The 25097-nt window shown below is 59.5% G+C and carries 25 protein-coding genes, 5 tRNA genes and 1 riboswitch; of the genes, 13 read left to right on the forward strand and 17 right to left on the reverse strand.

The window, feature by feature from the left end; genetic code table 11:
- Positions 1 to 9: 9 nt before the first annotated feature.
- Positions 10 to 522: a 6,7-dimethyl-8-ribityllumazine synthase gene (locus tag TU74_RS10665; RefSeq protein WP_047276954.1), complete on the reverse strand. Its 513-nt coding sequence runs from the start codon at positions 520 to 522 to the stop codon at positions 10 to 12.
- Between the two features lie 129 nt (positions 523 to 651).
- Positions 652 to 822, reverse strand: a riboswitch (FMN riboswitch).
- Between the two features lie 214 nt (positions 823 to 1036).
- On the opposite strand from TU74_RS10665, the gene ltaE reads away from it, so the two are divergent.
- The 9 genes from ltaE to mgtE all read left to right on the forward strand — a co-directional run bounded on the left by ltaE (position 1037) and on the right by mgtE (position 9015).
- Positions 1037 to 2041 carry a low-specificity L-threonine aldolase gene (gene ltaE, locus TU74_RS10670; protein ID WP_048376411.1) on the forward strand — a complete coding sequence of 335 codons (1005 nt, stop codon included), beginning with the start codon at positions 1037 to 1039 and terminating at the stop codon, positions 2039 to 2041.
- A gap of 146 nt (positions 2042 to 2187) precedes the next feature.
- Complete coding sequence (gene alaS, locus TU74_RS10675; RefSeq protein WP_048376412.1) at positions 2188 to 4806, forward strand: alanine--tRNA ligase; 2619 nt, start codon at positions 2188 to 2190, stop codon at positions 4804 to 4806.
- An 83-nt stretch (positions 4807 to 4889) separates the two neighbouring features.
- Positions 4890 to 6125, forward strand: coding sequence for an aspartate kinase (locus TU74_RS10680; protein WP_047278104.1), 1236 nt, complete (start codon positions 4890 to 4892; stop codon positions 6123 to 6125).
- Positions 6126 to 6312: 187 nt separating this feature from the next.
- Positions 6313 to 6501, forward strand: a complete 189-nt coding sequence (gene csrA / locus TU74_RS10685; protein ID WP_003175645.1) for a carbon storage regulator CsrA — start codon at positions 6313 to 6315, stop codon at positions 6499 to 6501.
- Positions 6502 to 6562: 61 nt separating this feature from the next.
- A tRNA-Ser gene (locus TU74_RS10690) sits at positions 6563 to 6653 on the forward strand.
- 106 nt (positions 6654 to 6759) lie between these two features.
- A tRNA-Arg gene (locus TU74_RS10695) sits at positions 6760 to 6836 on the forward strand.
- A 69-nt stretch (positions 6837 to 6905) separates the two neighbouring features.
- Positions 6906 to 6982, forward strand: a tRNA-Arg gene (locus TU74_RS10700).
- 70 nt (positions 6983 to 7052) lie between these two features.
- A tRNA-Arg gene (locus TU74_RS10705) sits at positions 7053 to 7129 on the forward strand.
- A 443-nt stretch (positions 7130 to 7572) separates the two neighbouring features.
- Positions 7573 to 9015, forward strand: a complete 1443-nt coding sequence (mgtE, locus tag TU74_RS10710; RefSeq protein ID WP_047276945.1) for a magnesium transporter — start codon at positions 7573 to 7575, stop codon at positions 9013 to 9015.
- Positions 9016 to 9133: 118 nt separating this feature from the next.
- Here mgtE and TU74_RS10715 read toward each other — a convergent pair whose 3' ends face one another.
- Positions 9134 to 9460: an Arc family DNA-binding protein gene (locus TU74_RS10715; protein WP_047276944.1), complete on the reverse strand. Its 327-nt coding sequence runs from the start codon at positions 9458 to 9460 to the stop codon at positions 9134 to 9136.
- A 364-nt stretch (positions 9461 to 9824) separates the two neighbouring features.
- Here TU74_RS10715 and phnN point away from each other — a divergent pair, with 364 nt between their 5' ends.
- Positions 9825 to 10403, forward strand: a complete 579-nt coding sequence (gene phnN, locus TU74_RS10720; RefSeq protein WP_047276942.1) for a phosphonate metabolism protein/1,5-bisphosphokinase (PRPP-forming) PhnN — start codon at positions 9825 to 9827, stop codon at positions 10401 to 10403.
- On the opposite strand, the gene TU74_RS10725 is transcribed toward phnN, so the two are convergent.
- Positions 10395 to 10574 (reverse strand): PA3371 family protein, encoded by a 180-nt coding sequence (locus tag TU74_RS10725; RefSeq protein ID WP_047276940.1) that lies wholly within the window; start codon positions 10572 to 10574, stop codon positions 10395 to 10397. The two genes, phnN and TU74_RS10725, sit on opposite strands and share 9 nt — an antisense overlap.
- 18 nt (positions 10575 to 10592) lie before the next feature.
- Complete coding sequence (locus tag TU74_RS10730) at positions 10593 to 10829, reverse strand: hypothetical protein (protein ID WP_047277320.1); 237 nt, start codon at positions 10827 to 10829, stop codon at positions 10593 to 10595.
- A 355-nt stretch (positions 10830 to 11184) separates the two neighbouring features.
- Here TU74_RS10730 and TU74_RS10735 point away from each other — a divergent pair.
- A tRNA-Arg gene (locus TU74_RS10735) sits at positions 11185 to 11261 on the forward strand.
- Positions 11262 to 11292: 31 nt separating this feature from the next.
- Here TU74_RS10735 and TU74_RS10740 read toward each other — a convergent pair.
- The 10 genes from TU74_RS10740 to TU74_RS10785 all read right to left on the reverse strand — a co-directional run bounded on the left by TU74_RS10740 (position 11293) and on the right by TU74_RS10785 (position 20343).
- On the reverse strand, positions 11293 to 11562 hold the full coding sequence (locus tag TU74_RS10740; RefSeq protein WP_186348467.1) for a hypothetical protein: 270 nt from the start codon (positions 11560 to 11562) through the stop codon (positions 11293 to 11295).
- Positions 11563 to 11727: 165 nt separating this feature from the next.
- The gene (locus TU74_RS10745; RefSeq protein ID WP_048376414.1) at positions 11728 to 12627 is read right to left on the reverse strand and encodes an SDR family oxidoreductase; all 900 of its coding nucleotides are present in this window, start codon (positions 12625 to 12627) and stop codon (positions 11728 to 11730) included.
- Positions 12628 to 12745: 118 nt separating this feature from the next.
- Positions 12746 to 14053, reverse strand: a complete 1308-nt coding sequence (locus tag TU74_RS10750) for an MFS transporter (RefSeq protein ID WP_048376416.1) — start codon at positions 14051 to 14053, stop codon at positions 12746 to 12748.
- Positions 14054 to 14099: 46 nt separating this feature from the next.
- Complete coding sequence (locus TU74_RS10755) at positions 14100 to 15332, reverse strand: sugar MFS transporter (protein WP_048376419.1); 1233 nt, start codon at positions 15330 to 15332, stop codon at positions 14100 to 14102.
- Between the two features lie 44 nt (positions 15333 to 15376).
- The gene (locus tag TU74_RS10760) at positions 15377 to 15754 is read right to left on the reverse strand and encodes an L-rhamnose mutarotase (RefSeq protein ID WP_048376421.1); all 378 of its coding nucleotides are present in this window, start codon (positions 15752 to 15754) and stop codon (positions 15377 to 15379) included.
- Positions 15751 to 16527 (reverse strand): L-fucose dehydrogenase, encoded by a 777-nt coding sequence (locus tag TU74_RS10765; protein WP_047276858.1) that lies wholly within the window; start codon positions 16525 to 16527, stop codon positions 15751 to 15753. The genes TU74_RS10760 and TU74_RS10765 overlap by 4 nt, the downstream gene beginning before the upstream one ends.
- Positions 16524 to 17387: an amidohydrolase family protein gene (locus tag TU74_RS10770; RefSeq protein ID WP_048376423.1), complete on the reverse strand. Its 864-nt coding sequence runs from the start codon at positions 17385 to 17387 to the stop codon at positions 16524 to 16526. Before TU74_RS10770 ends, TU74_RS10765 begins: the two co-directional genes overlap by 4 nt.
- Before the next feature lie 33 nt (positions 17388 to 17420).
- Positions 17421 to 18698: an L-fuconate dehydratase gene (locus TU74_RS10775; protein WP_048376425.1), complete on the reverse strand. Its 1278-nt coding sequence runs from the start codon at positions 18696 to 18698 to the stop codon at positions 17421 to 17423.
- 14 nt (positions 18699 to 18712) lie between these two features.
- Positions 18713 to 19561, reverse strand: coding sequence for an ureidoglycolate lyase (locus tag TU74_RS10780; protein WP_048376427.1), 849 nt, complete (start codon positions 19559 to 19561; stop codon positions 18713 to 18715).
- 41 nt (positions 19562 to 19602) lie between these two features.
- Positions 19603 to 20343, reverse strand: coding sequence for an SDR family oxidoreductase (locus TU74_RS10785; RefSeq protein WP_047276849.1), 741 nt, complete (start codon positions 20341 to 20343; stop codon positions 19603 to 19605).
- 9 nt (positions 20344 to 20352) lie between these two features.
- Here TU74_RS10785 and TU74_RS10790 point away from each other — a divergent pair, with 9 nt between their 5' ends.
- A complete protein-coding gene (locus TU74_RS10790; protein ID WP_047281041.1) occupies positions 20353 to 20601 on the forward strand; it encodes a hypothetical protein in 249 nt (82 codons plus the stop codon).
- On the forward strand, positions 20582 to 21343 hold the full coding sequence (locus TU74_RS10795) for a FadR/GntR family transcriptional regulator (protein WP_047276847.1): 762 nt from the start codon (positions 20582 to 20584) through the stop codon (positions 21341 to 21343). The genes TU74_RS10790 and TU74_RS10795 overlap by 20 nt, the downstream gene beginning before the upstream one ends.
- A gap of 36 nt (positions 21344 to 21379) precedes the next feature.
- Here TU74_RS10795 and TU74_RS10800 read toward each other — a convergent pair whose 3' ends face one another.
- The 3 genes from TU74_RS10800 to TU74_RS10810 all read right to left on the reverse strand — a co-directional run bounded on the left by TU74_RS10800 (position 21380) and on the right by TU74_RS10810 (position 24941).
- Entirely contained in the window at positions 21380 to 22690 is a 1311-nt protein-coding gene (locus TU74_RS10800) for a histidine-type phosphatase (RefSeq protein ID WP_048376429.1), read from the reverse strand.
- A 150-nt stretch (positions 22691 to 22840) separates the two neighbouring features.
- Positions 22841 to 24145 (reverse strand): histidine-type phosphatase, encoded by a 1305-nt coding sequence (locus TU74_RS10805; protein WP_048376431.1) that lies wholly within the window; start codon positions 24143 to 24145, stop codon positions 22841 to 22843.
- A gap of 37 nt (positions 24146 to 24182) precedes the next feature.
- Positions 24183 to 24941, reverse strand: a complete 759-nt coding sequence (locus TU74_RS10810; RefSeq protein WP_048376433.1) for an oligogalacturonate-specific porin KdgM family protein — start codon at positions 24939 to 24941, stop codon at positions 24183 to 24185.
- Between the last annotated feature and the right edge of the window lie 156 nt (positions 24942 to 25097).

The raw sequence follows: 25097 nt of genomic DNA on the forward strand, positions 1-25097 counted from the left end.
ATTCAGGCGTTATACCGCGCGTTTTTGCTGGGTATCGAGACGCTTGATATGACGGATTTTCTGCAGGGTATCGACGCAGGTTTTCGCCGCCTCCTGGCCTTTGTGCACAAAGTGGTCAAAGAAAAACTTCTGGTGCTCTTCGCCCGCATGGAAATGATGCGGGGTCAGGCTGACCGAGAACACGGGGACTTCGGTTTCCAGCTGCACTTGCATCAGGCCACTGACGACTGACTGCGCGACGAAGTCGTGGCGATAGATGCCGCCGTCCACCACCAGTGCCGCGCCCACAATGCCTGCATAGCGACCGGTCTTGGCCAGCAGCTTGGCATGCAGCGGGATCTCGAAGGCACCGCCGACTTCAAAGAAGTCGATGTCGCTTTCCTGATAGCCCTGTTCAAGCATCTCGGCCAGAAAGCCCTTACGACTTTGATCGACGATTTCTTTGTGCCAGCTGGCCTGAATGAACGCGACGCGCTCGTTGTGGTGGTTTTTGCTTTTGCTGTCGATTGCGGTGGGTTGCATGTTCAGACTCCTGTTTGTGTGAAAAACAGGGCATATGAATCGAATGGGATTTAAGGGTGCGTCCAGACAGGCCGCGCGAGCAAGTAACCTCGACACTGACCTGTCCGACTGACGGCCCTTTGGCGCCAATCCCGTTCTCTCTTCATCCGGACTATGACCGTCGGCCCCGGAATCACACCGGGTCTGCTGACCTTGCCAGGCCGTCAGCCGTAGCTTTGGGACCTGCCAAGCGCTCGCGGGCTATACGCATTGCGCGCAATTACCGCCGGTGGGGAGTTACACCCCGCCCTGAGAACGTTGCCGCCAGCCTTTCTGGCGGCGGGCATTTTGTATCACAAATGTTTCAGGGATGCATCGATGCTTTTTGCTAATGGTCATCGAAATTTCTGATGGTTTTAGCGGCCGGTTCGAGCAATACGGTTTGATTCATCTCGCCATAACCCGCACGCCTCTTGTTCGACAGGTTATTCACCGCTTAGCATCCAGTGCTTATCTCCTTTGGCCGAGGCTTCCAATGACTGTTATCGATCTTCGCAGTGACACCGTGACTCAACCCGGGCCTGGCATGCGTGAGGCCATGGCCGCTGCGCCGCTCGGGGATGATGTGTATGGCGAAGACCCGACGGTCAATCACCTGGAAGCCGAGGTGGCGCACAGGCTCGGGTTTGCACAGGTCCTGTTTGTGCCCACCGGGACCATGAGCAATCTCTTGGCCCTGATGGCGCATTGCGGGCGGGGCGAGGAATACATCGTCGGGCAGCAGGCCCACACGTATAAATACGAAGGTGGCGGGGCGGCGGTACTGGGGTCTATCCAGCCGCAGCCGCTGGAGGTTCAGGCCGATGGCTCGCTGGATTTGAAACAGGTAGCAGCCGCGATCAAGCCGGATGACTTCCATTTCGCCCGGACCCGCTTGCTGGCCCTGGAAAACACCATGCAGGGCAAAGTGCTGCCGCTGGAGTACCTGGCGGCGGCCAGTCGCCTGACCCGCGAGCATGGGCTGGCACTGCACCTGGACGGCGCGCGGCTGTATAACGCAGCCGTCAGGCTGGGGGTGGACGCCGCCGACATTACCCGCCACTTCGACTCGGTGTCGGTGTGTTTGTCCAAGGGGTTGGGCGCGCCGATAGGCTCGGTGCTGTGCGGCTCGGCCGAATTGATTGCCCGGGCCCGACGCCTGCGCAAAATGGTCGGCGGGGGAATGCGTCAGGCCGGGCAGTTGGCCGCGGCCGGTTTGTATGCGCTGGATCATCAGGTGCAGCGCCTGGCGGATGACCATGCCAATGCGCAGTATCTGGCTGACGGGCTGCGTGCCTGCGGTTATGACGTCGAGCCGGTACAGACCAATATGGTGTACGCCGATCTGGGCGACCGCGCCGAAGCGCTCAAAGCCTTTGCCGCCACGCGCGGCATCAAGCTGAGCGCCGCCCCGCGCCTGCGCATGGTGACGCACCTGGACGTCAGCCGCGGGCAAATTGAGCAAGTGGTCACGGTTCTGGACGAATTTAACCGGCAATGAGTGCGTAACCCGTCCAATTGAGGGTGCCTATCGTATAAACACGCTGTACCCAGGGCGCAGGGCCGATATAATGCGGCCCTTTGCGAGTCGCACTGTCGACCGACCTGATTGACTTGCCTCTGGCCTCAGCCTCCGTGGAAGAACCTATGAAAAGCGCAGAAATCCGTGAAGCCTTCCTTCGCTTCTTCGAGGAGCAAGGTCACACCCGTGTCCCTTCCAGCTCCTTGGTGCCGAATAACGACCCGACCCTGCTGTTCACCAACGCGGGGATGAACCAGTTCAAGGACTGCTTCCTGGGTCAGGAAAAGCGTGCATACACCCGTGCAACCAGCAGCCAGAAGTGCGTGCGTGCCGGTGGCAAGAACAGCGACCTGGAAAACGTCGGTTACACCGCCCGTCACCACACCTTCTTTGAAATGCTCGGCAACTTCAGCTTTGGCGATTACTTCAAGAAAGACGCGATCAATTTCGCCTGGACCTTCCTCACTGGCGTGCTGAAGCTGCCTGCCGACAAGCTGTGGGTGACCGTCTACGCCAGCGATGACGAAGCCTATGACATCTGGACCCAAGACGTCGGCGTACCCGCCGAGCGCATGATCCGCATTGGCGACAACAAAGGCGCTCCGTACGCGTCCGATAACTTCTGGACCATGGGCGATACCGGCCCGTGCGGTCCCTGCACCGAGATTTTCTACGATCACGGCCCTGAAATCTGGGGTGGCCCGCCAGGCTCGCCAGACGAAGACGGCGACCGTTACATCGAAATCTGGAACAACGTGTTCATGCAGTTCAACCGCACCGCCGATGGCGTGTTGCATCCGTTGCCAGCGCCGTCGGTAGACACCGGCATGGGCCTGGAGCGGATCAGTGCGGTGATGCAGCACGTCAATTCCAACTACGACATCGATTTGTTCCAGAGCCTGCTCAAAGCCGCCGCCGACGCCATTGGTTGCGCCAATGAAGGTCAAGCTTCGCTCAAAGTCGTGGCGGACCACATTCGTTCGTGCAGCTTCCTGATTGCTGATGGCGTATTGCCGTCCAACGAAGGCCGCGGCTACGTGCTGCGTCGCATCATTCGTCGCGCTTGCCGCCATGGCAACAAGCTGGGCGCGACCGGCAACTTCTTCTACAAGATCGTGGCTGCGCTGGTGGCTGAAATGGGTGCCAGCTTCCCCGAGCTGGTGCGCGAACAGGCCAACATCGAGCGCGTACTCAAGGCTGAAGAAGAGCAGTTCTCCAAGACGCTCGAACAGGGCCTGAAAATCCTGGAGCAGGATCTGGCTGACCTAAAAGGCACCGTGGTGCCGGGCGACGTGGTGTTCAAGCTGTATGACACGTACGGTTTCCCGATGGACCTGACGGCGGACATCGCCCGTGAGCGCAACCTGACGGTCGACGAAGCCGGTTTTGAACGTGAAATGGAAGCTCAGCGGGTACGTGCCCGCTCGGCCAGTTCGTTTGGCCTGGACTACAACACGCTGGTCAAGGTGGAGGTGCCGACCGAGTTCATCGGCTACAACGCCACGCACGGTTCGGCGAAGGTGGTGGCCCTCTATAAAGAAGGTCAGTCGGTCCAGACCCTGAATGAAGGTGATGAAGGTGTGGTCGTGCTCGACCGGACGCCGTTCTACGCTGAATCCGGCGGTCAGGTGGGTGATTGTGGTTACCTGCAGGCGGGTGCTGCGCGCTTTGACGTGCGTGACACCACGAAAACCGGCGGTGCGTTCCTGCACCACGGCGTGGTTGCCAAGGGCGGCCTGAAAGTGGGCGAAACCGTCGAGACTCAGGTTGATGCCGATGTGCGCCACGCGACGGCTTTGAATCACTCGGCCACGCACTTGCTGCACGCTGCATTGCGCAAAGTGCTGGGTGAGCATGTTCAGCAAAAAGGTTCGTTGGTGGACAGTCAGCGCATGCGTTTTGACTTCAGCCATTTCGAGGCCATCAAGCCTGAGCAGATCAAGGCCCTGGAAGACATCGTCAACGCCGAGATTCGCAAGAACACACCGGTGGAAACCGAAGAAACCGACATTGAAACCGCCAAGCAAAAAGGCGCCATGGCGCTGTTTGGCGAAAAGTATGGCGACAACGTGCGCGTGCTGAGCATGGGCGGCGATTTCTCTGTGGAGCTGTGTGGCGGTATTCACGCCCAACGCACGGGCGATATCGGCCTGATGAAAATCACCAGCGAAGGCGGCGTGGCGTCGGGTATTCGTCGAATTGAAGCGGTGACCGGTGCGAGCGCACTGGCTTACTTGAACGCCGCTGAAGAGCAGCTCAAGGAAGCGGCGAACCTGATCAAGGGCTCGCGCGAAAACCTGGTCGACAAGCTCTCGGCGGTGCTGGAACGTAACCGTCAGTTGGAGAAGCAACTGGAGCAATTGCAGGCCAAGGCCGCAAGCGCGGCTGGCGACGATCTGTCGGCGTCGGCTGTGGACATCAAAGGCGTGAAAGTCCTGACCGCTCGCCTGGACGGTCAAGATGGCAAGGCGCTTCTGGCGCTGGTGGATCAGCTGAAGAACAAGCTCGGCCGTGCAGTGATCCTGCTGGGTGGGGTTTATGAAGACAAGGTCGTGCTGGTTGCAGGCGTAACCAAAGACCTGACCGGCCAACTCAAAGCCGGGGATTTGATGAAGCAGGCCGCTGCGGCAGTGGGCGGGAAGGGCGGTGGTCGCCCGGACATGGCGCAAGGTGGCGGTGTTGATGCTGCTGCTCTGGACGCCGCGCTGGCCCTGACTGTGCCATTTGTCGAACAGGGTATCTGAGGTCCAGAACGCGCCGCTGTCTAGTGGCGGCGCGTCGTTTGAATGATAAATGGGCGCCCTTTAGGGGCTGAGGCTGCTTTGAAATGGCTTTGATCGTACAGAAATTCGGAGGCACCTCGGTCGGCACTGTCGAACGAATCGAACAGGTCGCCGATAAAGTTAAGAAGTTCCGCGAAGCCGGCAATGACCTGGTGATTGTCTTGTCGGCAATGAGTGGCGAAACCAACCGCCTGATCGATCTGGCCAAACAGATCAGCGATCAGCCGTTGCCGCGCGAGTTGGATGTGATCGTGTCCACGGGCGAGCAGGTTACCATTGGCCTGTTGGCCATGGCGCTGAACAAACGGGGCGTGCCGGCGGTGTCCTACACCGGCAGCCAGGTGCGTATCCTCACCGACAGTTCCCATACCAAAGCCCGCATCCTGAAAATTGACGATCAGAAGATTCGCGCCGACCTCAAGGCCGGGCGTGTGGTTGTGGTCGCCGGATTCCAGGGCGTGGACGAGCAGGGCAATATCACCACTTTGGGCCGTGGTGGCTCCGATACGACGGGTGTGGCGCTGGCGGCGGCGTTGAAGGCTGACGAGTGCCAGATCTACACCGACGTGGATGGCGTCTACACCACGGACCCGCGCGTGGTGGCGCAAGCCCGGCGTCTGGAGAAGATCACCTTCGAAGAAATGCTGGAGATGGCCAGCCTGGGCTCCAAGGTGCTGCAGATCCGTGCGGTCGAGTTTGCCGGCAAGTACAACGTTCCGCTGCGCGTATTGCACAGCTTCAAGGAGGGTCCTGGCACCCTCATTACTATTGATGAAGAGGAATCCATGGAACAGCCGATCATTTCTGGTATCGCGTTCAACCGCGACGAAGCCAAGCTGACCATCCGTGGCGTGCCGGACACCCCCGGCGTGGCGTTCAAGATTCTGGGGCCGATCAGTGCGGCCAACATCGAAGTCGACATGATCGTGCAGAACGTCGCGCACGATAACACCACCGACTTCACCTTCACGGTGCACCGTAACGACTACAACGCGGCGCAGACCGTGCTGGAAAACACCGCCCGCGAGATCGGCGCGCGTGAAGTGGTCGGCGATACCAAGATCGCCAAGGTGTCGATCGTGGGTGTGGGCATGCGCTCGCACGCCGGTGTGGCCAGTCGCATGTTTGAATCGTTGGCTAAAGAGAACATCAACATTCTCATGATCTCGACCTCCGAGATCAAAGTGTCGGTGGTGATCGAAGAGAAATACCTGGAGCTGGCCGTGCGTTCCTTGCACACCGCTTTTGAATTGGACGCGCCTGCCCCGCAGGGTGAGTAACGCGTTGTCCGAAGGGCGCGGTTGATCCGCGCCCTTTGTTTTTTTGATAAATGTGAACGAAGGCCTCTTGTTTCGTCATGTTGGTCAATACTGAAGGCGCGTCGGGCTGTAGCTATTTAGCTAGTAGGCCGAAGCCCTTTTTTTTTGCAGACTGTTGTCCCTGAATGAATAGCGTGAGGAGAAACCTATGCTGATTTTGACTCGCCGGTGCGCAGAAAGCCTGATCATAGGCGACGGTGAAATTACTGTGACCGTGCTCGGTGTCAAAGGAAACCAAGTGCGGATCGGTGTGAATGCCCCCAAAGAAGTGGCCGTACACCGGGAGGAAATCTACCTGCGGATCAAGAAAGAAAAGGACGAAGAACCAAGTCTTTAATTTTATTTAAGTTTTTGGTTGCATACGGGGAAAAGGCTGGTTATTATACGCCCCGTGTTGCGGAGAGGTGGCCGAGTGGCCGAAGGCGCTCCCCTGCTAAGGGAGTACATCTCAAAAGGGTGTCGGGGGTTCGAATCCCCCCTTCTCCGCCATTATTCATGTAGCACGTTCGAATCTAGCCATTTCAGTAAGTCGTTGATTTTATTGAAAAAACACTTGGCAGAGAGATTCAACGGTCTATAATACGCAGCTTCAAATGCACTCGTAGCTCAGCTGGATAGAGTACTCGGCTACGAACCGAGCGGTCACAGGTTCGAATCCTGTCGAGTGCACCATTTAAGAGTTAGTTGCTTCGGTAGTTAACTTGGCTTCAACCAGGGTGGTCTGGTTTAACAAGCACACTTGCACTCGTAGCTCAGCTGGATAGAGTACTCGGCTACGAACCGAGCGGTCACAGGTTCGAATCCTGTCGAGTGCACCATTTAAGAGTTAGTTGCTTCGGCGGTTAACTTGGCTTCAACCAGGGTGGTCTGGTTTAACAAACACACCTTGCACTCGTAGCTCAGCTGGATAGAGTACTCGGCTACGAACCGAGCGGTCACAGGTTCGAATCCTGTCGAGTGCACCAAACACCAAAAAGCCCGCCTTTAAAGCGGGCTTTTTGCTGTCTGTCATTTGTGTTTTTTCCACTCGTGTGGGGTCTGATGACGCTGCGCACAGGTGTGCTCACCACCGATCAGGAATTAACCCGCTCCAGGGGTGTCTGTTAAAGGGTGTGATGCGCCTGAGCCGTTTTTCGCAGGGGCGTGTGTTCTCTTCCTTGAATCCGGCGTCGCAGATTCAGTCTCGCGACCATTGGGTTGCGCATGATGCGCAAGCTTTTGTATCCCCGAGATTTTTAAGCGTCATTAATTTTTTAAGCCGTGTATGATTGCGCCCGTCAGCCCCGCCGGGGCTTGTGGAATACCTCCATGGACTTACCCAGTAGTAACTCAGCATCCCGCTTTACCAATCATGAATTGACTGATTGAACCTTCCGGCGTGCCCTGCTGCTGGGAGTGGAGTTCGCCTATGACCGAAGTTGAAGTAAAAAAGACTCAAGACAGCCTGCAAAGCCGTCTTGCGCAAGTGATTGAACTGCTTAACCGCCAGCGTGTGGTCGAAGACCTGACACATCGTCAGGAAGGCCATCACCATGATCGGGTCGAGAACCTGGTCCACCGGCAAAACCTCGTAGAACTTCAGCGCAAGCTGGAAGACCTGCACTCCGCCGACGTTGCTTACATTCTAGAAGCGTTGCCTCTGGACGACCGTCTGACGGTCTGGCAGTTGGTCAAGGCTGACCGTGACGGCGACATCCTGCTTGAAGTGTCGGACTCGGTTCGAGAAACCCTGATCGCCGACATGGACGATCATGAGCTCCTGGCAGCCGCCAAGGAGATGGACGCTGACGAGCTTGCTGACCTGGCCCCTGAGCTGCCGCGAGACGTCGTCCATGAGCTGATGGAAACCCTCGACGGCCAGCAGCGTGAGCGTGTGCGCTCCGCGTTGTCCTATAACGAGGACCAGGTCGGCGCCTTGATGGACTTCGAGATGGTCACCATCCGCGAAGACGTCAGCCTTGAAGTGGTTCTGCGTTACCTGCGTCGCCTCAAAGAGTTGCCCGGCCATACCGACAAATTGTTCGTGGTCGATTACGACGGCGCATTGAAAGGCGTGTTGCCGATCAAGCGCTTGCTGGTCAATGACCCTGAAAAGCAAGTGTCCGAGGTGATGGCCAGCGATCCGGTGAGTTTCCATCCGGATGAAGACGCCTACGATGCGGCGCAGGCATTTGAGCGGTACGACTTGATCTCCGCGCCGGTCGTCGACAAGAACGGCAAGCTGATCGGTCGTCTGACCATCGATGAAATGGTCGACCTGATTCGGGAAGAAAGCGAAACCGAAGTCCTCAACATGGCCGGTTTGCGCGAAGAAGAAGACATTTTCGCATCCGTCTGGAAATCCCTGCGCAACCGTTGGGCCTGGCTGGCAATTAACCTGATCACCGCGTTTCTTGCCTCGCGGGTCATTGGGTTGTTTGAGGGATCGATTGAAAAGCTGGTGGCACTGGCGGCGCTGATGCCGATTGTGGCGGGCATTGGCGGTAACTCCGGTAACCAGACCATCACCATGATCGTACGGGCGATGGCGCTGGATCAGGTCAACACGGGCAGCACCTCGCGCCTGATGCGCAAGGAGCTGGCGGTCGGTCTTATCAATGGCCTGGTGTGGGGCGGGGTGATTGGCGTAGTCGCCTATCTGCTCTACGGCAGTTGGTCGCTGGGGGTGGTGATGACCGCTGCCATGACGCTCAACTTGTTGCTGGCGGCATTGATGGGGGTATTGATCCCGATGACGCTGGCGCGGCTGGGCCGTGACCCGGCCATGGGGGCCAGCGTGATGATTACGGCTGTAACAGACAGTGGCGGGTTCTTCATCTTCCTGGGGCTGGCCACGATCTTCCTGCTCTAACCATCAACGGCTTGATCTGACTGTGTCGATCAAGCCGTTTTTGTTTCCGCTGAGCGGGAGCGTGCGGCCCGGCCACAAAAAAGCCAGCACAAGGCTGGCTTTTAATACCGCGTCTAGATCACGATGCGTCGGATGCCATTTCGACATCATGTGCAATCAATGAAACCAGTGCGTTTTGCTGACGATGTGACAGCTGGCGGAAGCGTTGCAACAGTTCTCGTTCATGCATGGACAGCTCCGGGCTGTCGAGGCGCAGCGCGGGCTCGTCGCCCAAGGCGCCTTCCTGGATGAGGCTCTGTTCCAGGCGGGCGATGATTTCTGAGTTCATGCTGCGATGGTGATTACGTGCCACCTCGGCAATGCGCTCGCGCATTCCGTCTGGCAGGCGCACTACGAACTTGTCAGCCGTACGGCTGGAATAAATAGCCTGTTTCAATGGGCGCATATAGTTAACCGGTTAGTTCAGGGGAGCGGTTCTCGGGATCGGCCGCAGGATGTGTTTTAAGACCATCCTTGAGGCCAAATGTTCAACCTGAATTGCTAAGAGGCCGGCATCATGCCTCAAATTAGCCACTTCCCTGGCGTCAATTCTGTGACAAATATTGAACCGGATACAGGCTTTTTGCCAGTAGTGATTATCAGAAATGCGCACTGGGTTGGATAGCGTTAACCGGTTCCATTCATCTGAAACACGTCATATAACGCCATTTGCGCGCAAATTGTTTGAAAGACGGAGCGGCAACCCTTATTTAAACCGCCACGGGTGCAGCGCCAGGATTTAACCGATCAGCATCAGAAGAGGGTCGCAGATGTCAGGCAAATTGATCTATTTGATGGGCCCGTCTGGCTCGGGCAAAGACAGCCTGATCGAAGCGGCACGTCCCTATCTGGCCGAGCGCGGGTGTGAGGTGATGCGGCGTGTCATCACCCGCTCTGCCGAATCTGTGGGTGAGGACGCACAAAGTGTTTCAGCCCAAACGTTTGAAGCGCTAAAAGAGCAGGGGGCCTTTGCCTTGCACTGGCAGGCGCATGGCCTCAGCTACGGAATTACCACGCAGTTGGATGACTATCTGCGACAGGGGCGCCACGTCTTGGTCAATGGCTCGCGCGCCTACCTGCGCCAGGCCCGCGAACGCTATCCGGATTTAGTCGCGGTCATGTTGTGTGTCAACACAGAGGTACTGCACGAAAGGTTGCTCAAACGGGGCCGCGAAACGCCGGAGCAAATCCGGCAGCGCTTGCAGCGTAATGAGCTCTTTCTGGATGCGATGGCACTCTTGGGGGATGATGCCATCGAGGTGCTCGACAACTCCGCCAGCATCACCGTCGCGGTGCGAGGGTTGCTGGCCTTGATTGATGACGCAGCGGGGTATCCGGCTTCAGCGTAATTGCGGGTCAAACTTGATACGTCGTCCTACTAGCAACGCCACCAGCCAACAGCTGAAAAACGTAGCGGCGGCAAATAACGGCCCGTCGCCCAGCGCCCCGTTAGGGATAAAAATATCCAGTGCCAGACTGGCCAGCGCCAACATCAAAAAGCCAAATGCAATTTTGGACATGATTCTTTAAAGCTCTCTTTAGAAAACCCAGCGTTCGCCCTGAACGGCTTGCGTCTGCGCAGTGTGCTCGGCGGTCAGGTGAGGTGTGCCGCTTTGACCGGGTGTCATCACCGCCAACTGTGGCAATGGCGCGTGGGGTTTGTACATTCCCGCCACTTCAACGCCCTGTTGACCAGTCGCCTTATCGGGTTGGAATTGAAAAATGACCAGAACGGCCAGCGCGAGTGCATTCAACAGGATCAATGTGCTGTTCATGGCGGTCATCTCTGAGGGCATGGACTTAATACTGTTGTAGTTGCAGTCTTCGTGCCAACGCAGGATACCTATAAAAGCCTTGTAAAACAGTCATTTACTGTCGATTTTTAAGGAGTGTGAGTTGCAAATTGCAATGACGCTATTTTGCTGCAATGCAAATTGCACGATGGCCAAGTGACGCTGTCCAACACGCCGATCCATGGGCGTATATGAGCTATGCAGGCGGATGTCCTGTCTGGCAGGCATTGAAGCCCTTACAACTAAAAAGCCAACGGACGACATGACAAATCCCGACATCGCCGTTACCATGCACGCCGACCTGCACACCACGTCCTGTGCGTGGTACGCGTGATCAGTCTCAGTAGCTCAATTGGATAGAGCATCCCCCTCCTAAGGGGAAGGTTGCAGGTTCGAACCCCGCCTGGGACACCATTTCACGTCATCGCCTTTCAGTGTCTCCCCTTCAGATTGTCTCTTCCTGCCCTTCGAGCTCGGCGTGTTTGAGCCAGGACTCGGTGATGCGGCGTTCGAGTTCTTCCAGGTCCGCCATGCCCAACACGCGTGTGGTGTTCAGGCCGCGTATATACCCCATCAGTTGATTGGCCGCGGTGCGCTGAGCGTCAGGGCAGGCATGGTCGTCGTGAAGCACCTCTTCGTAAGCCGTCAGGTACTCGGCGACACGTTCGCGGTATTGCGGCAGTACGGCTTCACGGATGCGGTCGAAGGTTCGCAGTTTTTGATTGGTATTCACGGTTGACCCTTACTGGAAGAATGGGCTGTTGTTTTTGTTACAACCAGAATTGAATGTAACCCACCCGTGACCCCGACCGCGATACCTGTGCACGTTTCAGCGGTCAGGCCGCACCGGCGGCCTTGTTCGCGTTTTAACGTTTATGCCTCAGGCAATGGATGTCCCCCCGGTAATGCCGAAAATCTCACCCGTGATGTAGCTCGATTCCTGGCTGGCCAGCAGCACATACAGCGGTGCGCACTCGGCCGGTTGCCCTGCACGACCGATGGGGGTTTCGGCGCCGAAGGTGGGGATTTTTTCCTGAGGCTGTCCACCGCTGGGTTGCAGCGGCGTCCAGAACGGGCCGGGTGCTACGGCGTTGACGCGAATGCCTTGGCCAATGACCTGTTTGGCCAGTGCTTTGGTAAACGCAGCAATGGCTGATTTGGTCGGCGCGTAGTCGAGCAAGGTTTCAGACGGCTGATAGGCCTGGATCGACGTGGTGTTGACGATGGTGGCACCGGCTGGCAAGTGCAGAAGCGCGGCTTTGCACAGCCAGAACAAGGCGTAAACGTTGGTCCTGAAGGTCGCGTCAAACTGCTCGGTGGTCAGGTCGGCAATGGCTTTTTGTGCGGTTTGTTTACCCGCCACGTTCACCAGAATATCCAGCCCGCCCAGCCCTTGGACGGCTTGGCTCACCAATGTCTGGCAAAACGCTTCTTGGGACAAATCGCCCGGAATGCAGAGGGCCTTGCGACCTTCGGCTTCGATCAAGGCGACCACCTCCCGTGCGTCAGCTTCTTCCTCGGGCAAATAGTTGAGCACGATGTCCGCGCCTTCGCGGGCGTAGGCAATGGCAACGGCGCGGCCGATCCCTGAGTCCGCCCCGGTTATCAGCGCCTTGCGGCCCGCCAGTCGGCCAAAACCTTTGTAGGATGTTTCGCCGTGGTCAGCATGGGGCTGCAATTTATGCACTGAACCGGGCGCCGGTTGCGGTTGCTCAGGAAAGCCCGGCTGAGGGTATTGCGTCACCGGGTTTTGCATTGCGTACTGGTTTTCGGTCGTCATGTGGGCTGCTCCAGCTCCGATTGAAAGAACAAGCGCTGTTGCGCGTCTCTAAAAATCGGAGTTGGAGCACGGTTTGATCGTTCAATCGGATTTCAGGTGTCTTGAAACCGGGCAATGGTCAACGGCTGGGGGCGGGCACACCTTGTGGCGCTGGCCCGCTACTGGCCCGGCTTGAGCGCAACAGCATCAGCGCACCCAGTAAGGCGGTTCCGGCCAGGAAGTACATGCCCGCATGAGGGTTATCGAAGTGTTGCTCGACAAAGGTTTTCACCGTCGGTGCCAGAAACCCGCCCAGATTGCCCAGCGCCCCGATCACGGCAATCCCGCTGGCGGCCGCCGCGCCGCTTAACAGCCGCGTGGGCAGGGTCCAGAACAAGGGTTGTACGGTGATAAACCCTGACGCCGCGAGACAAAACGCCAGGATCACCAGCGGCAGGCTGGCGCTGAGGGTCGAACCGACCATCCCCAGTGCCGCGAGCGCCAGCATCCAGGCGGCATAGCGGGTTTGCTGACCCTTGCGGTCGGCATGTCGCGTCACCGCGTACAGCATGCACACCGTGGCCATCCACGGAATCGAGGTCAGCGCGCCCACGTGCAGACCAATCCCGGTGCCCAGTAGCTCGGCAATCCGGGTGGGCAGGTAAAACAGAACGCCATACACACTGACCTGAATCGTGAAATAGATCAGGGTGAAGTACAGCACGGCCGGGTTGATCAGGGCGGCGCGCCAGGACGACGGGCCCTGATTGGCTTTTTGCCGCTGTTCGGCATCCAGTGCCAGCTCGATCGCTGCCTTTTCCTCGATGTTCAGCCACTTCGCATCCCGCGGGCGGTCATTGAGGTAGAAGAACGCAAACACGCCGATCACCGAGGCGGCCAATCCTTCCGTCACAAACATCCATTGCCAGCCTGTCAGGCCAAACTGGCTGCTTTCCAGCAACCAGCCCGAGACCGGGCCGCCGATCATCAGCGAGAGCGGTACGCCAAAGTAGTAAATGCCGTATGCCGAACCCCGCTGGTTCTGCGGGAACCAGTAGGTCAAATACAGCACCACCCCCGGCGACAGACCCGCCTCAGCCACACCCAGCAAGAAGCGCAGGATGTAGAAGCTGGTTTCATCATGAGCAAACATCATGGCTGCCGACACCAGCCCCCACGTGACCATGATCCGGCTCAGCCAGACGCGGGCGCCAATCTTGTGCAGCATCAAGTTGCTGGGGACTTCAAACACCGCATAACCGATGAAGAAAATCCCGGCCCCCAGGGCAAATGCAGCGTTGCTCAGGCCTGTGTCAGCCTGGAAGGCGTGTTTGGCGAAGCCGATATTGGAGCGGTCGATGATGGCCATGGCGAACATTAGCGCCACGAACGGCAGGATGCGCCAGCGGATCTTTCTCAGGGCTTGTTTCAACGCGGGAGTGGACATGTAGAACTCCGATTATTGTTTTTGTGGAGTGCAACAACATCAGGTGTCAGTTGGGCCGGGCGCGCAATGCACTGCGGGCGTAGGCCGCGACTATCAAAAAGCAGCCTGTCGGCAGCAGGTACGCCACTGCCGTTGAAGAATGGTCGGCCACCAGCCCCATCACGTAGGGCAACAACGCGCCGCCGACGATGGACATGATCATGAATGAACTGCCGCGCTTGGTGTGCGGGCCGAGGTTTTTGACCCCCATGGCAAACAGCGTGGGAAACATGATCGACATAAAAAAGAACGTCGCCACCAGCGCGATCACCGACACCCCCTCCAGCCCGCTGACCACCACGACGCAGAGCCCGGTGTTAATCAGTGCATAGGTCAGCAGCAGGCGCTGCGCGTTTATCCGGCCCATCAACCAGGTGCTGAAAAATCGCCCGAACATGAAGCTGAGCATCGCCACCGAGAGCAAGTACGCCGCTTGCTGGTTGCTCATCTGCGCCCAGTGCTCAGTCACGTAATTGATGAAGAACGCCCCGACCCCGACTTGCGCGCCGACATAAAAAAATTGGGTGATGACCCCCGTGACGAATTCGCGATGCTGCCACAGGGTTTTGTCGCTGCGCTGTTGCACGGCGCTTTCCTGCTCGCGCAAATCCGGCAACGGGGTGCTGCCAATCAGCAGTGCCACCAGCAACACCAGTCCGGCGATCACCAGGTACGTCATCTGTAGCGATTGCGTGGATTCGAGATGGCTGGCACCGCCGAAGAACAGCGCGCCACCAATCAGCGGGCCAAAAAACTGCCCCAGCCCGTTGAACGACTGCGCGAGGTTCAAGCGCCGCTCGGCGCCTTGTGGTGCGCCCAATACGGTGGCGTACGGGTTGGCGGCGGTTTCCAGGCAGCCGAGGCCGCACGCAATCACGAACAACGCAAACAGAAAAAACGCGAAGCTCTGTGCCGAGGCCGCGGGCATGAACAGCAACGCGCCGATGGCATAGAGACACAGGCCGAGCAGGATGCCCGCCTTGTAACCGTATTTATCCATCAGCAGCCCGGCGGGCAGGGCGATCACAAAGTACGCGCCGAAATAAGCGCTTTGCAACAAGCCTGATTGCGCCTTGCTGACGTGCAGCGTGTCTTGAAAGTGCTTGTTCAACACATCCAGCAAGCCGTAGGACAACCCCCATAAAAAGAACAGACAGGTCACCAGTATCAGTGCCCGGCGATAAGAAGAAACCGCCGCCGGACGGGGCGACGCTGCAACGGTGGAATGCTTGAGTGACATAACGCATCTCCTGCTTATTGTTGTTGTGTCGTTGCTGCCGGGTGTTAAAGGTCTCGCGCTTCGCCCGTGGCGCCCGTGTGGGGCGCGTGCAGGCTGAATATTTGTGCCATCGGCGCCCACTTCTGGTGCCTGGCCGTCCATGGCGTGGGCTGTTGAAAGCGCCACATCAGCGTCTCCCATGCCTGTACGTGCGGGTCGCTGGCCCCGGCGCGGGCAAAGGCTTCAGGGTCGAACCCGCAGGCCGTGTCCATGACCATGAACAGGCGCGTGCCCAGTCGCCAGATCTGCATGTCCAGTACCCCGTTGTCGAGCAGGTGCTGGCTGATCTGTGGCCAGATCTGGCGGTGCAGGGCTTCGTATTCGGCAATCAGCGCCGGGTCGTCCTTGAGGTCGAGGGCCAGACAATGACGTTGCGCCGTCATGTCAGCGCCCGGTCCAGGTGGGTGTAGCCGCCATCGACCACCAGCCATTGCCCGGTGGTGTGGGAAGACCTGGACGACAACAGGAACAGCACGCTGTCAGCGATTTCTTCGGCGGTTGTCATCCGCTGACCGAAGGGGATCTTTTCGACGATGCTGGCCAGCTTGGCCGTAGGGTCGGCAAAGGTGTCGATCCAGCGCGCGTACAGCGGCGTCATGACCTCGGCCGGGATCACCGCGTTGACGCGTACCCCGTCATTGCGCAGCGACGTGGCCCATTCCCGGGTCAGCGACAATTGCGCGCCCTTGGCGGCGGTATAGCCACTGGTGCCACCTTGGCCGGTGAGGGCGGTTTTGGAGCTGATATTGACGATAGAGCCGCGACTGGCTTTGAGCGCATCCACGCACAAGTGGGTCATGACGTAGTAATGGATGAGGTTTTTTTCCAGCGACTCGACAAAGCCCGCCCGCCCGGCTTCCAGCCCCACGCCATCATTGACCCCGGCGTTGTTCACCAGCCCGTCGATGCGTCCGAAACGTGTGAGTACCTGGGCCACGGCGGTGCGGCAGGCGTCTTCATCGCGCAACTCCACCTCAATGAACAGGCTTTGCGCCTGACGCTGGTCCAGTGCCCGCGCCAGCTCATCCGGCAACGGACTGTGGCCGAAAATCACCGGGATCGCGCCTTCATCGGCCAGCCCCAGTGAAATGGCCGCACCAATCCCCGAACCGCCGCCCGTAACGATAAACACCTTGTCCTGCAAATACAGATTCATGGGTTAACTCCTTCAATCCCGTAGACACGGCACGCGGTGCCGCCCCAAATGGCGGCCTGTTCGGACGTGCTCAGTGGCTGCACCGCCTGCTCAACCAGGGCGCAGGTGCCGATGTAGTCGCTGGCCAGCAGGCACACCGGCCAGTCCGATCCGAACATCAGGCGATCGGCGCCGAACAGCTCCAGCGCGGTGTGCAGGTAGGGCAGTAAGGGTCTGCAGTCGCGCGATTGCCAGTCACCTTCGGTCATCAGCCCCGAGAGCTTGCAACTGACATGGGGCAGCGCCGCCAGCCCCGCGAGCTGCTGAGCCCACTCCCGCAGGCCCTGCGCTTGCACGTCGGGCTTGTCCAGATGATCGAGCACCAGGTGATGCCCGTCGTGCTGTTGGCACAGCCGGGTCGCGGCAGGTAAATCCCGCGCCTTGATCAGGACTTCATAGACCAGCCCCTTGCGTTGCAGGGTGCTGAGCCCGCGATTAAACGCCGCGTCCTGCATCCACGCGGCGGGCACGGGTTCGTCTTGCAACTGATGACGAAACCCGCGTAGCACGCGGGCATCTGCCCATTGTTCAAGGGACGGCTCAAGGCGGGCCGAACGCAGGTCGGTCCAGCCCACCACGGCCCGTATCCAGGGATGCCTGTGGGCCAGGACCAACAGGCGATCCGTTTCGGTTTCGCAGGCGCGGGCCTGCACGGCAATGCAGCCATCAAGCCCGGCCCGGTCCAGCAAGGGTCGCAAATCATCGGGCTGAAAGTCCTGACGCAACGCTGGCATGTCGCCCGTGATCCACGGGTAGCGTGCCGCGTCGTAGCGCCAGAAATGCTGGTGGGCATCCAGCCGTAGTGAGTGTCGGGACGACATTATTGTTGTGCTCCGTCCGCTGATGACTGGGTTTCAATCCCGGTAGCGATACTGCTCGCGGGATGCGGCTTTCATCTGGATCGAAAACCCCGGTGCCTGGGGCGGCATGTACGCGGCATCGCGAATCACGCACGGGTCTTCGAAATGCTCATGCAGGTGATCGACAAACTCCACCACTCGCCCTTCATGGGTGCCAGCGATGCACAGGTAATCGATCATCGACAGGTGCTGCACGTACTCGCACAGGCCAACCCCGCCTGCGTGCGGGCACACCGGCAAGTTGTACTTGGCCGCCATCAGCATCACCGCGAGCACTTCGTTGACCCCGCCCAGGCGGCAGGCATCAATCTGCACCACGTCGATAGCCTCGCGCATGATCAGTTGCTTGAACACGATGCGGTTTTGGCACATCTCGCCGGTGGCCACTTTGACCGGCGCGACGCCCAGTCGGATAGTGCGATGTCCTTCGACGTCATCCGGGCTGGTGGGCTCTTCGATAAACCACGGGTTGGCGAAGGACAATTCGCGCACCCAATCAATGGCGGTGTCGACTTCCCACACCTGATTGGCATCAATCATCAATTTGCGGTCCGGGCCCAACACTTCGCGGGCGATGCGCACGCGGCGGATGTCGTCTTGTAGGTCATGCCCGACTTTCAATTTGACGTGGGAAAACCCCGCATCCACGGCTTCCTGGCACAGGCGGCGCAGCTTGTCGTCGGCGTAACCCAGCCAGCCGGCGGACGTGGTGTAGCAGGGGTAGCCGTGGGCTTCGAGCAGCGCCATGCGTTCGGCCTTGCCGTTGGCGCGCTCGCGCAGCAGGCTCAGCGCCTCGTCGGGGGTGATGCAATCAGTGAGGTAGCGAAAATCGATGCAACGCACCAGTTGCTCGGGGCTCAGGTCGGCCACCAGGCGCCACACCGGTTTGCCTTCAGCCTTGGCCCACAAGTCCCACGCGGCGTTGACCACAGCGCCGGTGGCCAAGTGGATAGCGCCCTTGTCCGGGCCGATCCAGCGCAATTGGCTGTCGCTGGTGACGTGACGCCAGAAACGGCCCATGTCCTCGGCGATCCAGTCCAGTTTCAAGCCCACCAGCAGGCTGGCCAGGGCCTTGATTGAAGCGCAGCAGATTTCATTGCCGCGGCCGATGGTGAACGTCAGGCCATGGCCTTCAAGGCCGGGGGTGTCGGTTTCGAGGATGACATAGGCCGCGGAATAATCCGGGTCCGGGTTCATCGCGTCGGACCCGTCCAGCGACTGCGAGGTGGGGAAGCGAATGTCTTCGACCCGTACGGCGGTAATGGTGGTCATGGCGCAACTCCCTGTCAGTCGGCATCTACCGTGCGTTGGTGTTGTTCACCCAGGCCACTGATGCCCAGGCGGATCTGCTGGCCGGCGCGCAGGTACACGGGCTCGGGCTTGATGCCCAGTCCGACGCCGGGCGGGGTGCCGGTTGAAATCACATCACCGGGTTGCAGGCTCATGAATCGGCTCAGGTAACTGATGATGGTCGGGATCTGGAAAATCATGGTTCGTGTGTTGCCGTTCTGATAGCGCTTGCCATCCACTTCCAGCCACAGGTCGAGCTGGTGCGGGTCGGGAATTTCATCGCGCGTCACCAGCCACGGGCCGAGCGGGCCAAAGGTGTCGCAGCCTTTGCCCTTGTCCCACGTGCCGCCCAGCTCCAGCTGAAAGGCGCGCTCGGACACATCGTTAATCACGCAATACCCGGCCACATGTTCCAGCGCATCGTCTTCGCTGATGTAGCGGCCGCCCTTGCCGATGACCACGCCCAGTTCCACTTCCCAGTCGGTCTTGCGCGAATGACGCGGGATTTCGATGTCGTCGTTGGGGCCGACAATGGCGCTGGTCCATTTGCCGAACACCACCGGCTCGGCCGGAATCGGTGCGCCGGTTTCGGCGGCGTGATCGGCGTAATTGAGACCGATGCAGATGAATTTTCCGACTTGACCGACACACGCACCCAGGCGCGGCGAACCGGGTACGCGGGGCAACGAGGCGGGGTCGATGTCTCGCAGACGGTTCAGGTTGTCGGGGCTCAAGGCCTGGCCTGCAATGTCCGTGACCACGGCAGACAAATCCCGCAGCTCACCGTTGTCATCCAGCAGGCCTGGACGTTCCTGGCCTTTTTCGCCAAAGCGCAGCAGTTTCATAAAAGCTCCTTGAAGAGGTAAAGAGAGGGCGCAGCGGTGGGCTAGTTGCTCCAGCCGCCGTCAATGATCTGGGTGGTACCGGTGGTGAAGCCGCTGGCGCTGGACCCCAGGTACAGCGCCAGTTGCGCGATTTCTTGCGCCGAGCCGATACGGCCCATGGGCTGGCGGCTGACGAACGCGGCGTACACCTCGGCTTCGCTGCGCTGTTCGCGCAGGGCCTGCTCGGTGATGCGCTGGCGCAGGGAGGGGGAGTCCACCGTGCCGGGGCAAATGGCGTTGCAGCGAATGTTCTGGCTGACGAAATCGGCCGCGACGGCGCGGGTCAAGCCAATCACCGCGCCTTTGCTGGCGCAGTAGGCGAAGCGGTTGGGCACGCCTTTGATGCTGGACGCCACCGACGCCATGTTGATGATCGAGCCGCCGCCGTTGCTCAGCATTGCTGGCAGAAACGCACGGATCATGCGGTACATGGCTGTGACGTTCAGGTCGAGGGCGAAGGCCCAGTCGGTGTCGTTGCATTCGAGGATGTTGCCGCTGTGCACCACCCCTGCGCAGTTAAACAGCACGTCCAGCGGGCCCAGCTCGGCGGCGAGGCGCTCAATGGCGTGCGGGTCGGTGACGTCGAGCAGGTGTTTGTGCGCGCCGTGCAGTGAGTCCAGGGCGGTGGCATTGATGTCGGTGGCGAAGACCTCGGCGCCAGCGGCGAGGTAGGCCTGCACACTGGCCTGGCCAATGCCTTGGGCTGCCGCCGTGATGAGGACGCGTTTGCCGGAAAGATCCATGGATGCTCCGTGACACTGTTCATTATTGTTATTTGGCCCAATGGTCAGGCCATTGTGGGCGTACGCCTGGCAAAACCGGGGAAGGATTGGGCGGCGCTTTACGTTATGATCGCTGTACGTTACCCATCCAATGGTCAGGCCATTGAACCTTTTGTAGCATGCACGTTGCACCGCAACAAGCGCCTTTTTACGGCCGCGTGGCGTGCAGAGCGCCGAATTGAGCAGGACAAAAACCGACATGCCTTTTCAAGTGATTGATAACCAACGGCTTTATCGACAGATCGCAGATCAGCTGCGCGCCCTGATCGACAGTGGAGAATTTCCACCCGGCAGCCGCTTGCCCGCCGAACGTGAACTGGCTAAGTTGTTGGGCGTCAGTCGCGCGTCCGTGCGTGAAGCCATGATTGCGCTGGAAGTGATCGGTCTGGTGGATGTGCGCGTAGGCAATGGCGTTTTAGTGTGTGAGCCGCCAGTCAAACCCGTGTCCGATGAACCGGTGATGGCGCAAGTCACGCGCAATCAGTGGCAAGAACTGGACCCGGAACTGGGCATCGAGGTGGATTTCAGCGCTGAAATTCCGCCGTTTGCCTTGCTCCAGGCCCGTCGTTTGATTGAGCCCGAAGCCGCGGCGCTGGCGGCCGTGAATGCCAGTGATGCAGAGCTGGCCGGGATTCGTGAGGCGTTCGAGCGCAACGTGCAGGACAATCGCGAAGGCTCGCACACCCACCCCGGCGATCGTCTGTTTCACATCCGGATTGCACAAGCGTCTGATAACCCGGCGTATGCGCTGATGATTCAACATTTGCTGGGCCATCGTTACGGCAGCCTGTTCCAGCGCCTGCAAAGCCATTACACCTCAGACGACATGCCACACCGTTCTGAAGACGAGCACCGCACCCTGCTGCATGCCCTGGAGCAGCACGACGCGCAAGGCGCGCGTCAGGCAATGGCTGACCATCTGGACGAAGTCATCCGCATCTTCAGTCGAAACGCGCAATAAACGGCAGGCATTGCGCCTGCCGCGTGGCGTGACGGTTTACTGAAAGCGGTAGGGCGTGAGCGCGGTCGGGTCGATGTTTCGCTCGACAGTCGCCATCGCGGCCTTGAGCGGGCACAGCAGGCCGACGCGGGTGGTGCGGCAGTCCGTGGCGCTTTTGAACTCGCTGTTCAGCGGTTTTGCCTGGCCTTGCAGCTGCGTCAGGTTGCGAATCTGGTCCATCGACTGGGCTTCAAACGCGATGCGCAAGAAGTAGTCCCCGGTGCTGACTTCCTTGTAGCGCTCAAACTGCAACGTGCCCACGGGCGGAATGTTGTTTTCAATGTAGTCGCCCAGCTTCCAGCCAAAGCCGAGCATGGTGCGCAGGTACGAAATGTTGGTGTCGTGGGCCACCAGCAGCATCAGCGGCACGTCAGGCGGCGTGTCGGTGACGTCTTTGGCGGCTAGCGCCGTGCCTTGTTTGAGTGCCAGAGCAATCTGGTTCATCAGCTCCGACGCTCCCCGGCTGGCGATGTAGGGGATGTCGTTGAGGTAATCGTATTTGGCTTTGGTCAGCACCATCAGGCCCGACACGTCCGCAGCCGTGGGGGCGTGGCCGAACGCGACTTTATCCAGCGGCAGGCCCTGGCTGTACTCAAGGCGGAACACTTCGCCCATGTTGGCGCCCGCGCTCAGGCCCTTGATCGAAAAACGGCCCTTTTCGTTTTGCACCAGTTTCCAGGGTTCGTGGCCGTAGGGGCAGTTCACGTCTGGCAAGCAGGCCACTTCACGCAGGGTTTCTTCAAACGGGGCGTAACGCTTCTGGGCGGCCTCCACGCTGCCGCCCAGTGCCTTGAGGATCTGCGCCTTGGCTTTTTCGGCGTCCAGCGCGGCAAAGCTCATTTCATTGGCCTGGAACAGGGCGTCCTGTTTGCCCGCCACGTAGGTGGGCTGGAAGCCGCAGCCGGGGAACATGCCGTCGAGTAACGCCTGGGCCGTGGCCTTGGTGCGTTGCAGGGGGCTGGCATGTGCCAGCACCGTTTTGGCGTCCGGGCAACCCTGGGGGATCAGCCCGGCGTTGCGCAGGACCGTGCCGCGATAGCGGCCCATTTCCACCGCCCCGGTGTAGCCGTGGCCGGTCAGATTGCCCAAGGGCACCAGCCAGGTCGGCCATTGGCGCTGCGTGACCTGCGTCAGCAGTTTTTCATTGGACGCGGTCGGGGGCCGTACGCCGTGGCGGCTGACTTGCACCACTTTATCCAGCACGTAGCCATCGCTGCTGGCGGTTTGGGCAAGCGCGACGGGCGTGAGTGCACTGCCCAGCAACAGGCCAAGCGCGAAACGGGTGACAGAGAACGCGGAGTCTTTCATGGGATTTCCTTTTGGCAACGCGGCGCAGGGGAACCAGCCGGTTCTTCCCCGACACAAGTGGCGACAAAGTCTAGTCGGCCAAATCCAGAGGCGCGGCATTTTGTGTGCGCTGGCGCAGGCTACTTGATGTCGCAGCCCGCGCCACCGTTGTCAGGGATAGCGGTACGTGGTCAGGGCGGTGCGGTCGATGGCCGTGTTCAGGCGCTCGGCAAAATCCTTGAGCGGGCACAAGGTGCCGACCTGAGTGACCTTGCAGCCGGGCAGGCTGAAGTCAGCCTGCAGCGGCGGATTGTCGGCATTCAACGGCGTGAGGTGGCGCATTTGATCCGGCGTCTGGGTGACGAACGTGGTGCGAATGAAGCGCTCGCCGCTGTCCGCGTCGCGGTAGCGTTCAAACGCCAGGGTGCCGGTGGGCGGGATATTGCCCGGCTGGTACTCGCCTAGCGTCCAGTGAAACCCGAGCATGGTGCGTAACTGAGAGAGGTTGGTGTCATGGGCCACGATCACCAGCAACGGTGCCGCCGGCGGGTTGCCCAGTGGATCGGCCTGCTCCAGGGGCGTGCCTTGCTCCAGCGCCAGGCGCAGCTGATTCATCAGTTGTGAACCGCCACGCCGGGCGATGTGTGGCGTGTCATTGACGAAGTCATATTTGGCCCGGTGCAAGCGCGTGAGTGCCATCACCTGTTTGGCATCGGCTGCGTGGCCGAACGCTACCTCGCTCATGGGTTTGCCCTCGCTGTATTGCAGGCGGAAGGTTTCGCCCAGCGAAGAGGCTTTATCCAGCCCCTTGATTTTCAGGCGCCCCTCATCGTTTTGCTTGATGACCCATTGCGCGTCGTAAAACGGGCACGGTTTGCCCTCGACACACGCGGCGGCCTTGAGCAGGTCGAGGTCGGGTTGCAGGCGGGCCTTGGCCGCTTGCAGGTCGCCACCCAGCGCCGTGAGGATTTCAGCCTTGGCGATGGCCGGGTCGACGCGGGCGAAGTCCATCTTGTCAGTCTGAAACAGCGGATCGAGGGACTGCGCGCTGGCGTGGGGTTTCTCGCCGCAGCCGGGGAACATGCCGTCCATCAATGCGGCGGCGGTGGCGCGGGTGCGCTGTTTAGGACTGGAAACCGCGTACAGCGTGCCGTTTTGCGGGCAGCCGGCTGGCAGCAGACCGGCCTGGCGATACTGCTCGGCTTGCCAGGCGCCCATCAAACTGGCGGCCAGATAGCCGTGGCCGGTGAGTTCACCGTCGCGCACCAGCCAGGTGGGCCATTGGCGCTGTGTGGCCTCCACCAGTTTGGCGGTGTCGGTTTGCGGGCGTATGCCGTGGCGGCTGACCTGCACCGCTTTTTCAAGCACGTAATGGCCTTCGGCCTGAGCGTGGGCCGTGAGTGGGCTGCTCAGGCCCAGGGCGACGCTCAACAGGGGGCCGCCCAGGCGGGCAAGGCGTGAGAGAGAAACGTTCATTCGCAGTCTCCAGCAGGGATTGAAGGGCAGGGCGCGGTCAGAATTTGTATTTGAAGCCCACGCGGTAGCGGGCCTGACGCTCGTCGGTGTTTTTGTCGACGTAGACGTCCGCCACTTCAACGTACGGGGTGAAAGAGTGGGTCAGCTTGTAGTCGATATACAGCTTGTTGCTGTAGTTACGTTTTTTGCCATCGAAGGCGATCTGGTTGCTGTAGATCTCTTTGCGCGCCACGCCGATGGACATGTGTTCCATCTTGTACTTGCCGCCTAAGGACCAGACGTTGTCGCGTTTGGTTTCGTTGCCGTTCTTGTAGGTCGTGACTTTGTAGTAATAGCCGGGCGTGGCGGAGAAGCCGTAACCCAGTTCATACGGGAACTTCAATGCAGGCTTGTAGGACTTTTTGTCTTTGCCCTGTGAGTAGGTGAACTTGGGTTTGAACTTCAAGTGTTTGGTGAGTTTGTGCGAGTACTTGACCTTGCCCTTGAGGGAGTCTTTGGTCATGTGTTCAAACGGCTGGCCCGGCTGGCCATTGCTTTTTTCGGCCGGGCTGGCGACGAACTGGAAAGAGAACGCCAGACCGTTATCCAGGGCCTGGGTGATCATCACTTTGTCGGTGTGATCGCGATCTTTTTCGTTGTACTGGTGCTGGTAATCCAGTTCCAGCGCCTGAGCCGCGCCAGGCATCAGCAACAGGCTGCCTTGCAGGGCGGCGGCACACAGGGCGGCCATCAGGGCGTGGTTGTAAACAGGTTTGCACACGTGTGCAATTCGGGGCGTGCTCAATGGGTTAGTCATCGTGTTGGCTCATTTATTGTTGTTGTTAGGGAATCTCCGAACAAGCCTTCAGTTATGCGAGAATCCCCGCAACACCTGATCCGAGCCGCCCATGAGCCAGATGAGCTTTTCCGACTTTGAGTACGCCGGCAAGCGCAAGCAAACCCGCCGAGAGCT

The organism is Pseudomonas lundensis, from assembly GCF_001042985.1.
Lineage (GTDB): Bacteria > Pseudomonadota > Gammaproteobacteria > Pseudomonadales > Pseudomonadaceae > Aquipseudomonas > Aquipseudomonas lundensis.

What these genes read in the sequence shown, in the direction of transcription:
- TU74_RS10785 (WP_047276849.1), bottom strand. Translation starts at nt 20,343, where the DNA reads ATGGATCTTTCCGGCAAACGCGTCCTCATCACGGCGGCAGCCCAAGGC.
- mgtE (WP_047276945.1), top strand. Translation starts at nt 7,573, where the DNA reads ATGACCGAAGTTGAAGTAAAAAAGACTCAAGACAGCCTGCAAAGCCGT.
- TU74_RS10715 (WP_047276944.1), bottom strand. Translation starts at nt 9,460, where the DNA reads ATGCGCCCATTGAAACAGGCTATTTATTCCAGCCGTACGGCTGACAAG.
- TU74_RS10800 (WP_048376429.1), bottom strand. Translation starts at nt 22,690, where the DNA reads ATGAAAGACTCCGCGTTCTCTGTCACCCGTTTCGCGCTTGGCCTGTTG.
- csrA (WP_003175645.1), top strand. Translation starts at nt 6,313, where the DNA reads ATGCTGATTTTGACTCGCCGGTGCGCAGAAAGCCTGATCATAGGCGAC.
- alaS (WP_048376412.1), top strand. Translation starts at nt 2,188, where the DNA reads ATGAAAAGCGCAGAAATCCGTGAAGCCTTCCTTCGCTTCTTCGAGGAG.
- TU74_RS10780 (WP_048376427.1), bottom strand. Translation starts at nt 19,561, where the DNA reads ATGAAACTGCTGCGCTTTGGCGAAAAAGGCCAGGAACGTCCAGGCCTG.
- TU74_RS10805 (WP_048376431.1), bottom strand. Translation starts at nt 24,145, where the DNA reads ATGAACGTTTCTCTCTCACGCCTTGCCCGCCTGGGCGGCCCCCTGTTG.
- TU74_RS10760 (WP_048376421.1), bottom strand. Translation starts at nt 15,754, where the DNA reads ATGACGGCGCAACGTCATTGTCTGGCCCTCGACCTCAAGGACGACCCG.
- TU74_RS10770 (WP_048376423.1), bottom strand. Translation starts at nt 17,387, where the DNA reads ATGTCGTCCCGACACTCACTACGGCTGGATGCCCACCAGCATTTCTGG.
- TU74_RS10665 (WP_047276954.1), bottom strand. Translation starts at nt 522, where the DNA reads ATGCAACCCACCGCAATCGACAGCAAAAGCAAAAACCACCACAACGAG.
- TU74_RS10680 (WP_047278104.1), top strand. Translation starts at nt 4,890, where the DNA reads ATGGCTTTGATCGTACAGAAATTCGGAGGCACCTCGGTCGGCACTGTC.
- TU74_RS10750 (WP_048376416.1), bottom strand. Translation starts at nt 14,053, where the DNA reads ATGTCCACTCCCGCGTTGAAACAAGCCCTGAGAAAGATCCGCTGGCGC.
- ltaE (WP_048376411.1), top strand. Translation starts at nt 1,037, where the DNA reads ATGACTGTTATCGATCTTCGCAGTGACACCGTGACTCAACCCGGGCCT.
- TU74_RS10755 (WP_048376419.1), bottom strand. Translation starts at nt 15,332, where the DNA reads ATGTCACTCAAGCATTCCACCGTTGCAGCGTCGCCCCGTCCGGCGGCG.
- TU74_RS10810 (WP_048376433.1), bottom strand. Translation starts at nt 24,941, where the DNA reads ATGACTAACCCATTGAGCACGCCCCGAATTGCACACGTGTGCAAACCT.
- TU74_RS10725 (WP_047276940.1), bottom strand. Translation starts at nt 10,574, where the DNA reads ATGTCCAAAATTGCATTTGGCTTTTTGATGTTGGCGCTGGCCAGTCTG.
- TU74_RS10765 (WP_047276858.1), bottom strand. Translation starts at nt 16,527, where the DNA reads ATGAATCTGTATTTGCAGGACAAGGTGTTTATCGTTACGGGCGGCGGT.
- phnN (WP_047276942.1), top strand. Translation starts at nt 9,825, where the DNA reads ATGTCAGGCAAATTGATCTATTTGATGGGCCCGTCTGGCTCGGGCAAA.
- TU74_RS10775 (WP_048376425.1), bottom strand. Translation starts at nt 18,698, where the DNA reads ATGACCACCATTACCGCCGTACGGGTCGAAGACATTCGCTTCCCCACC.
- TU74_RS10795 (WP_047276847.1), top strand. Translation starts at nt 20,582, where the DNA reads ATGCCTTTTCAAGTGATTGATAACCAACGGCTTTATCGACAGATCGCA.
- TU74_RS10745 (WP_048376414.1), bottom strand. Translation starts at nt 12,627, where the DNA reads ATGACGACCGAAAACCAGTACGCAATGCAAAACCCGGTGACGCAATAC.
- TU74_RS10730 (WP_047277320.1), bottom strand. Translation starts at nt 10,829, where the DNA reads ATGAACAGCACATTGATCCTGTTGAATGCACTCGCGCTGGCCGTTCTG.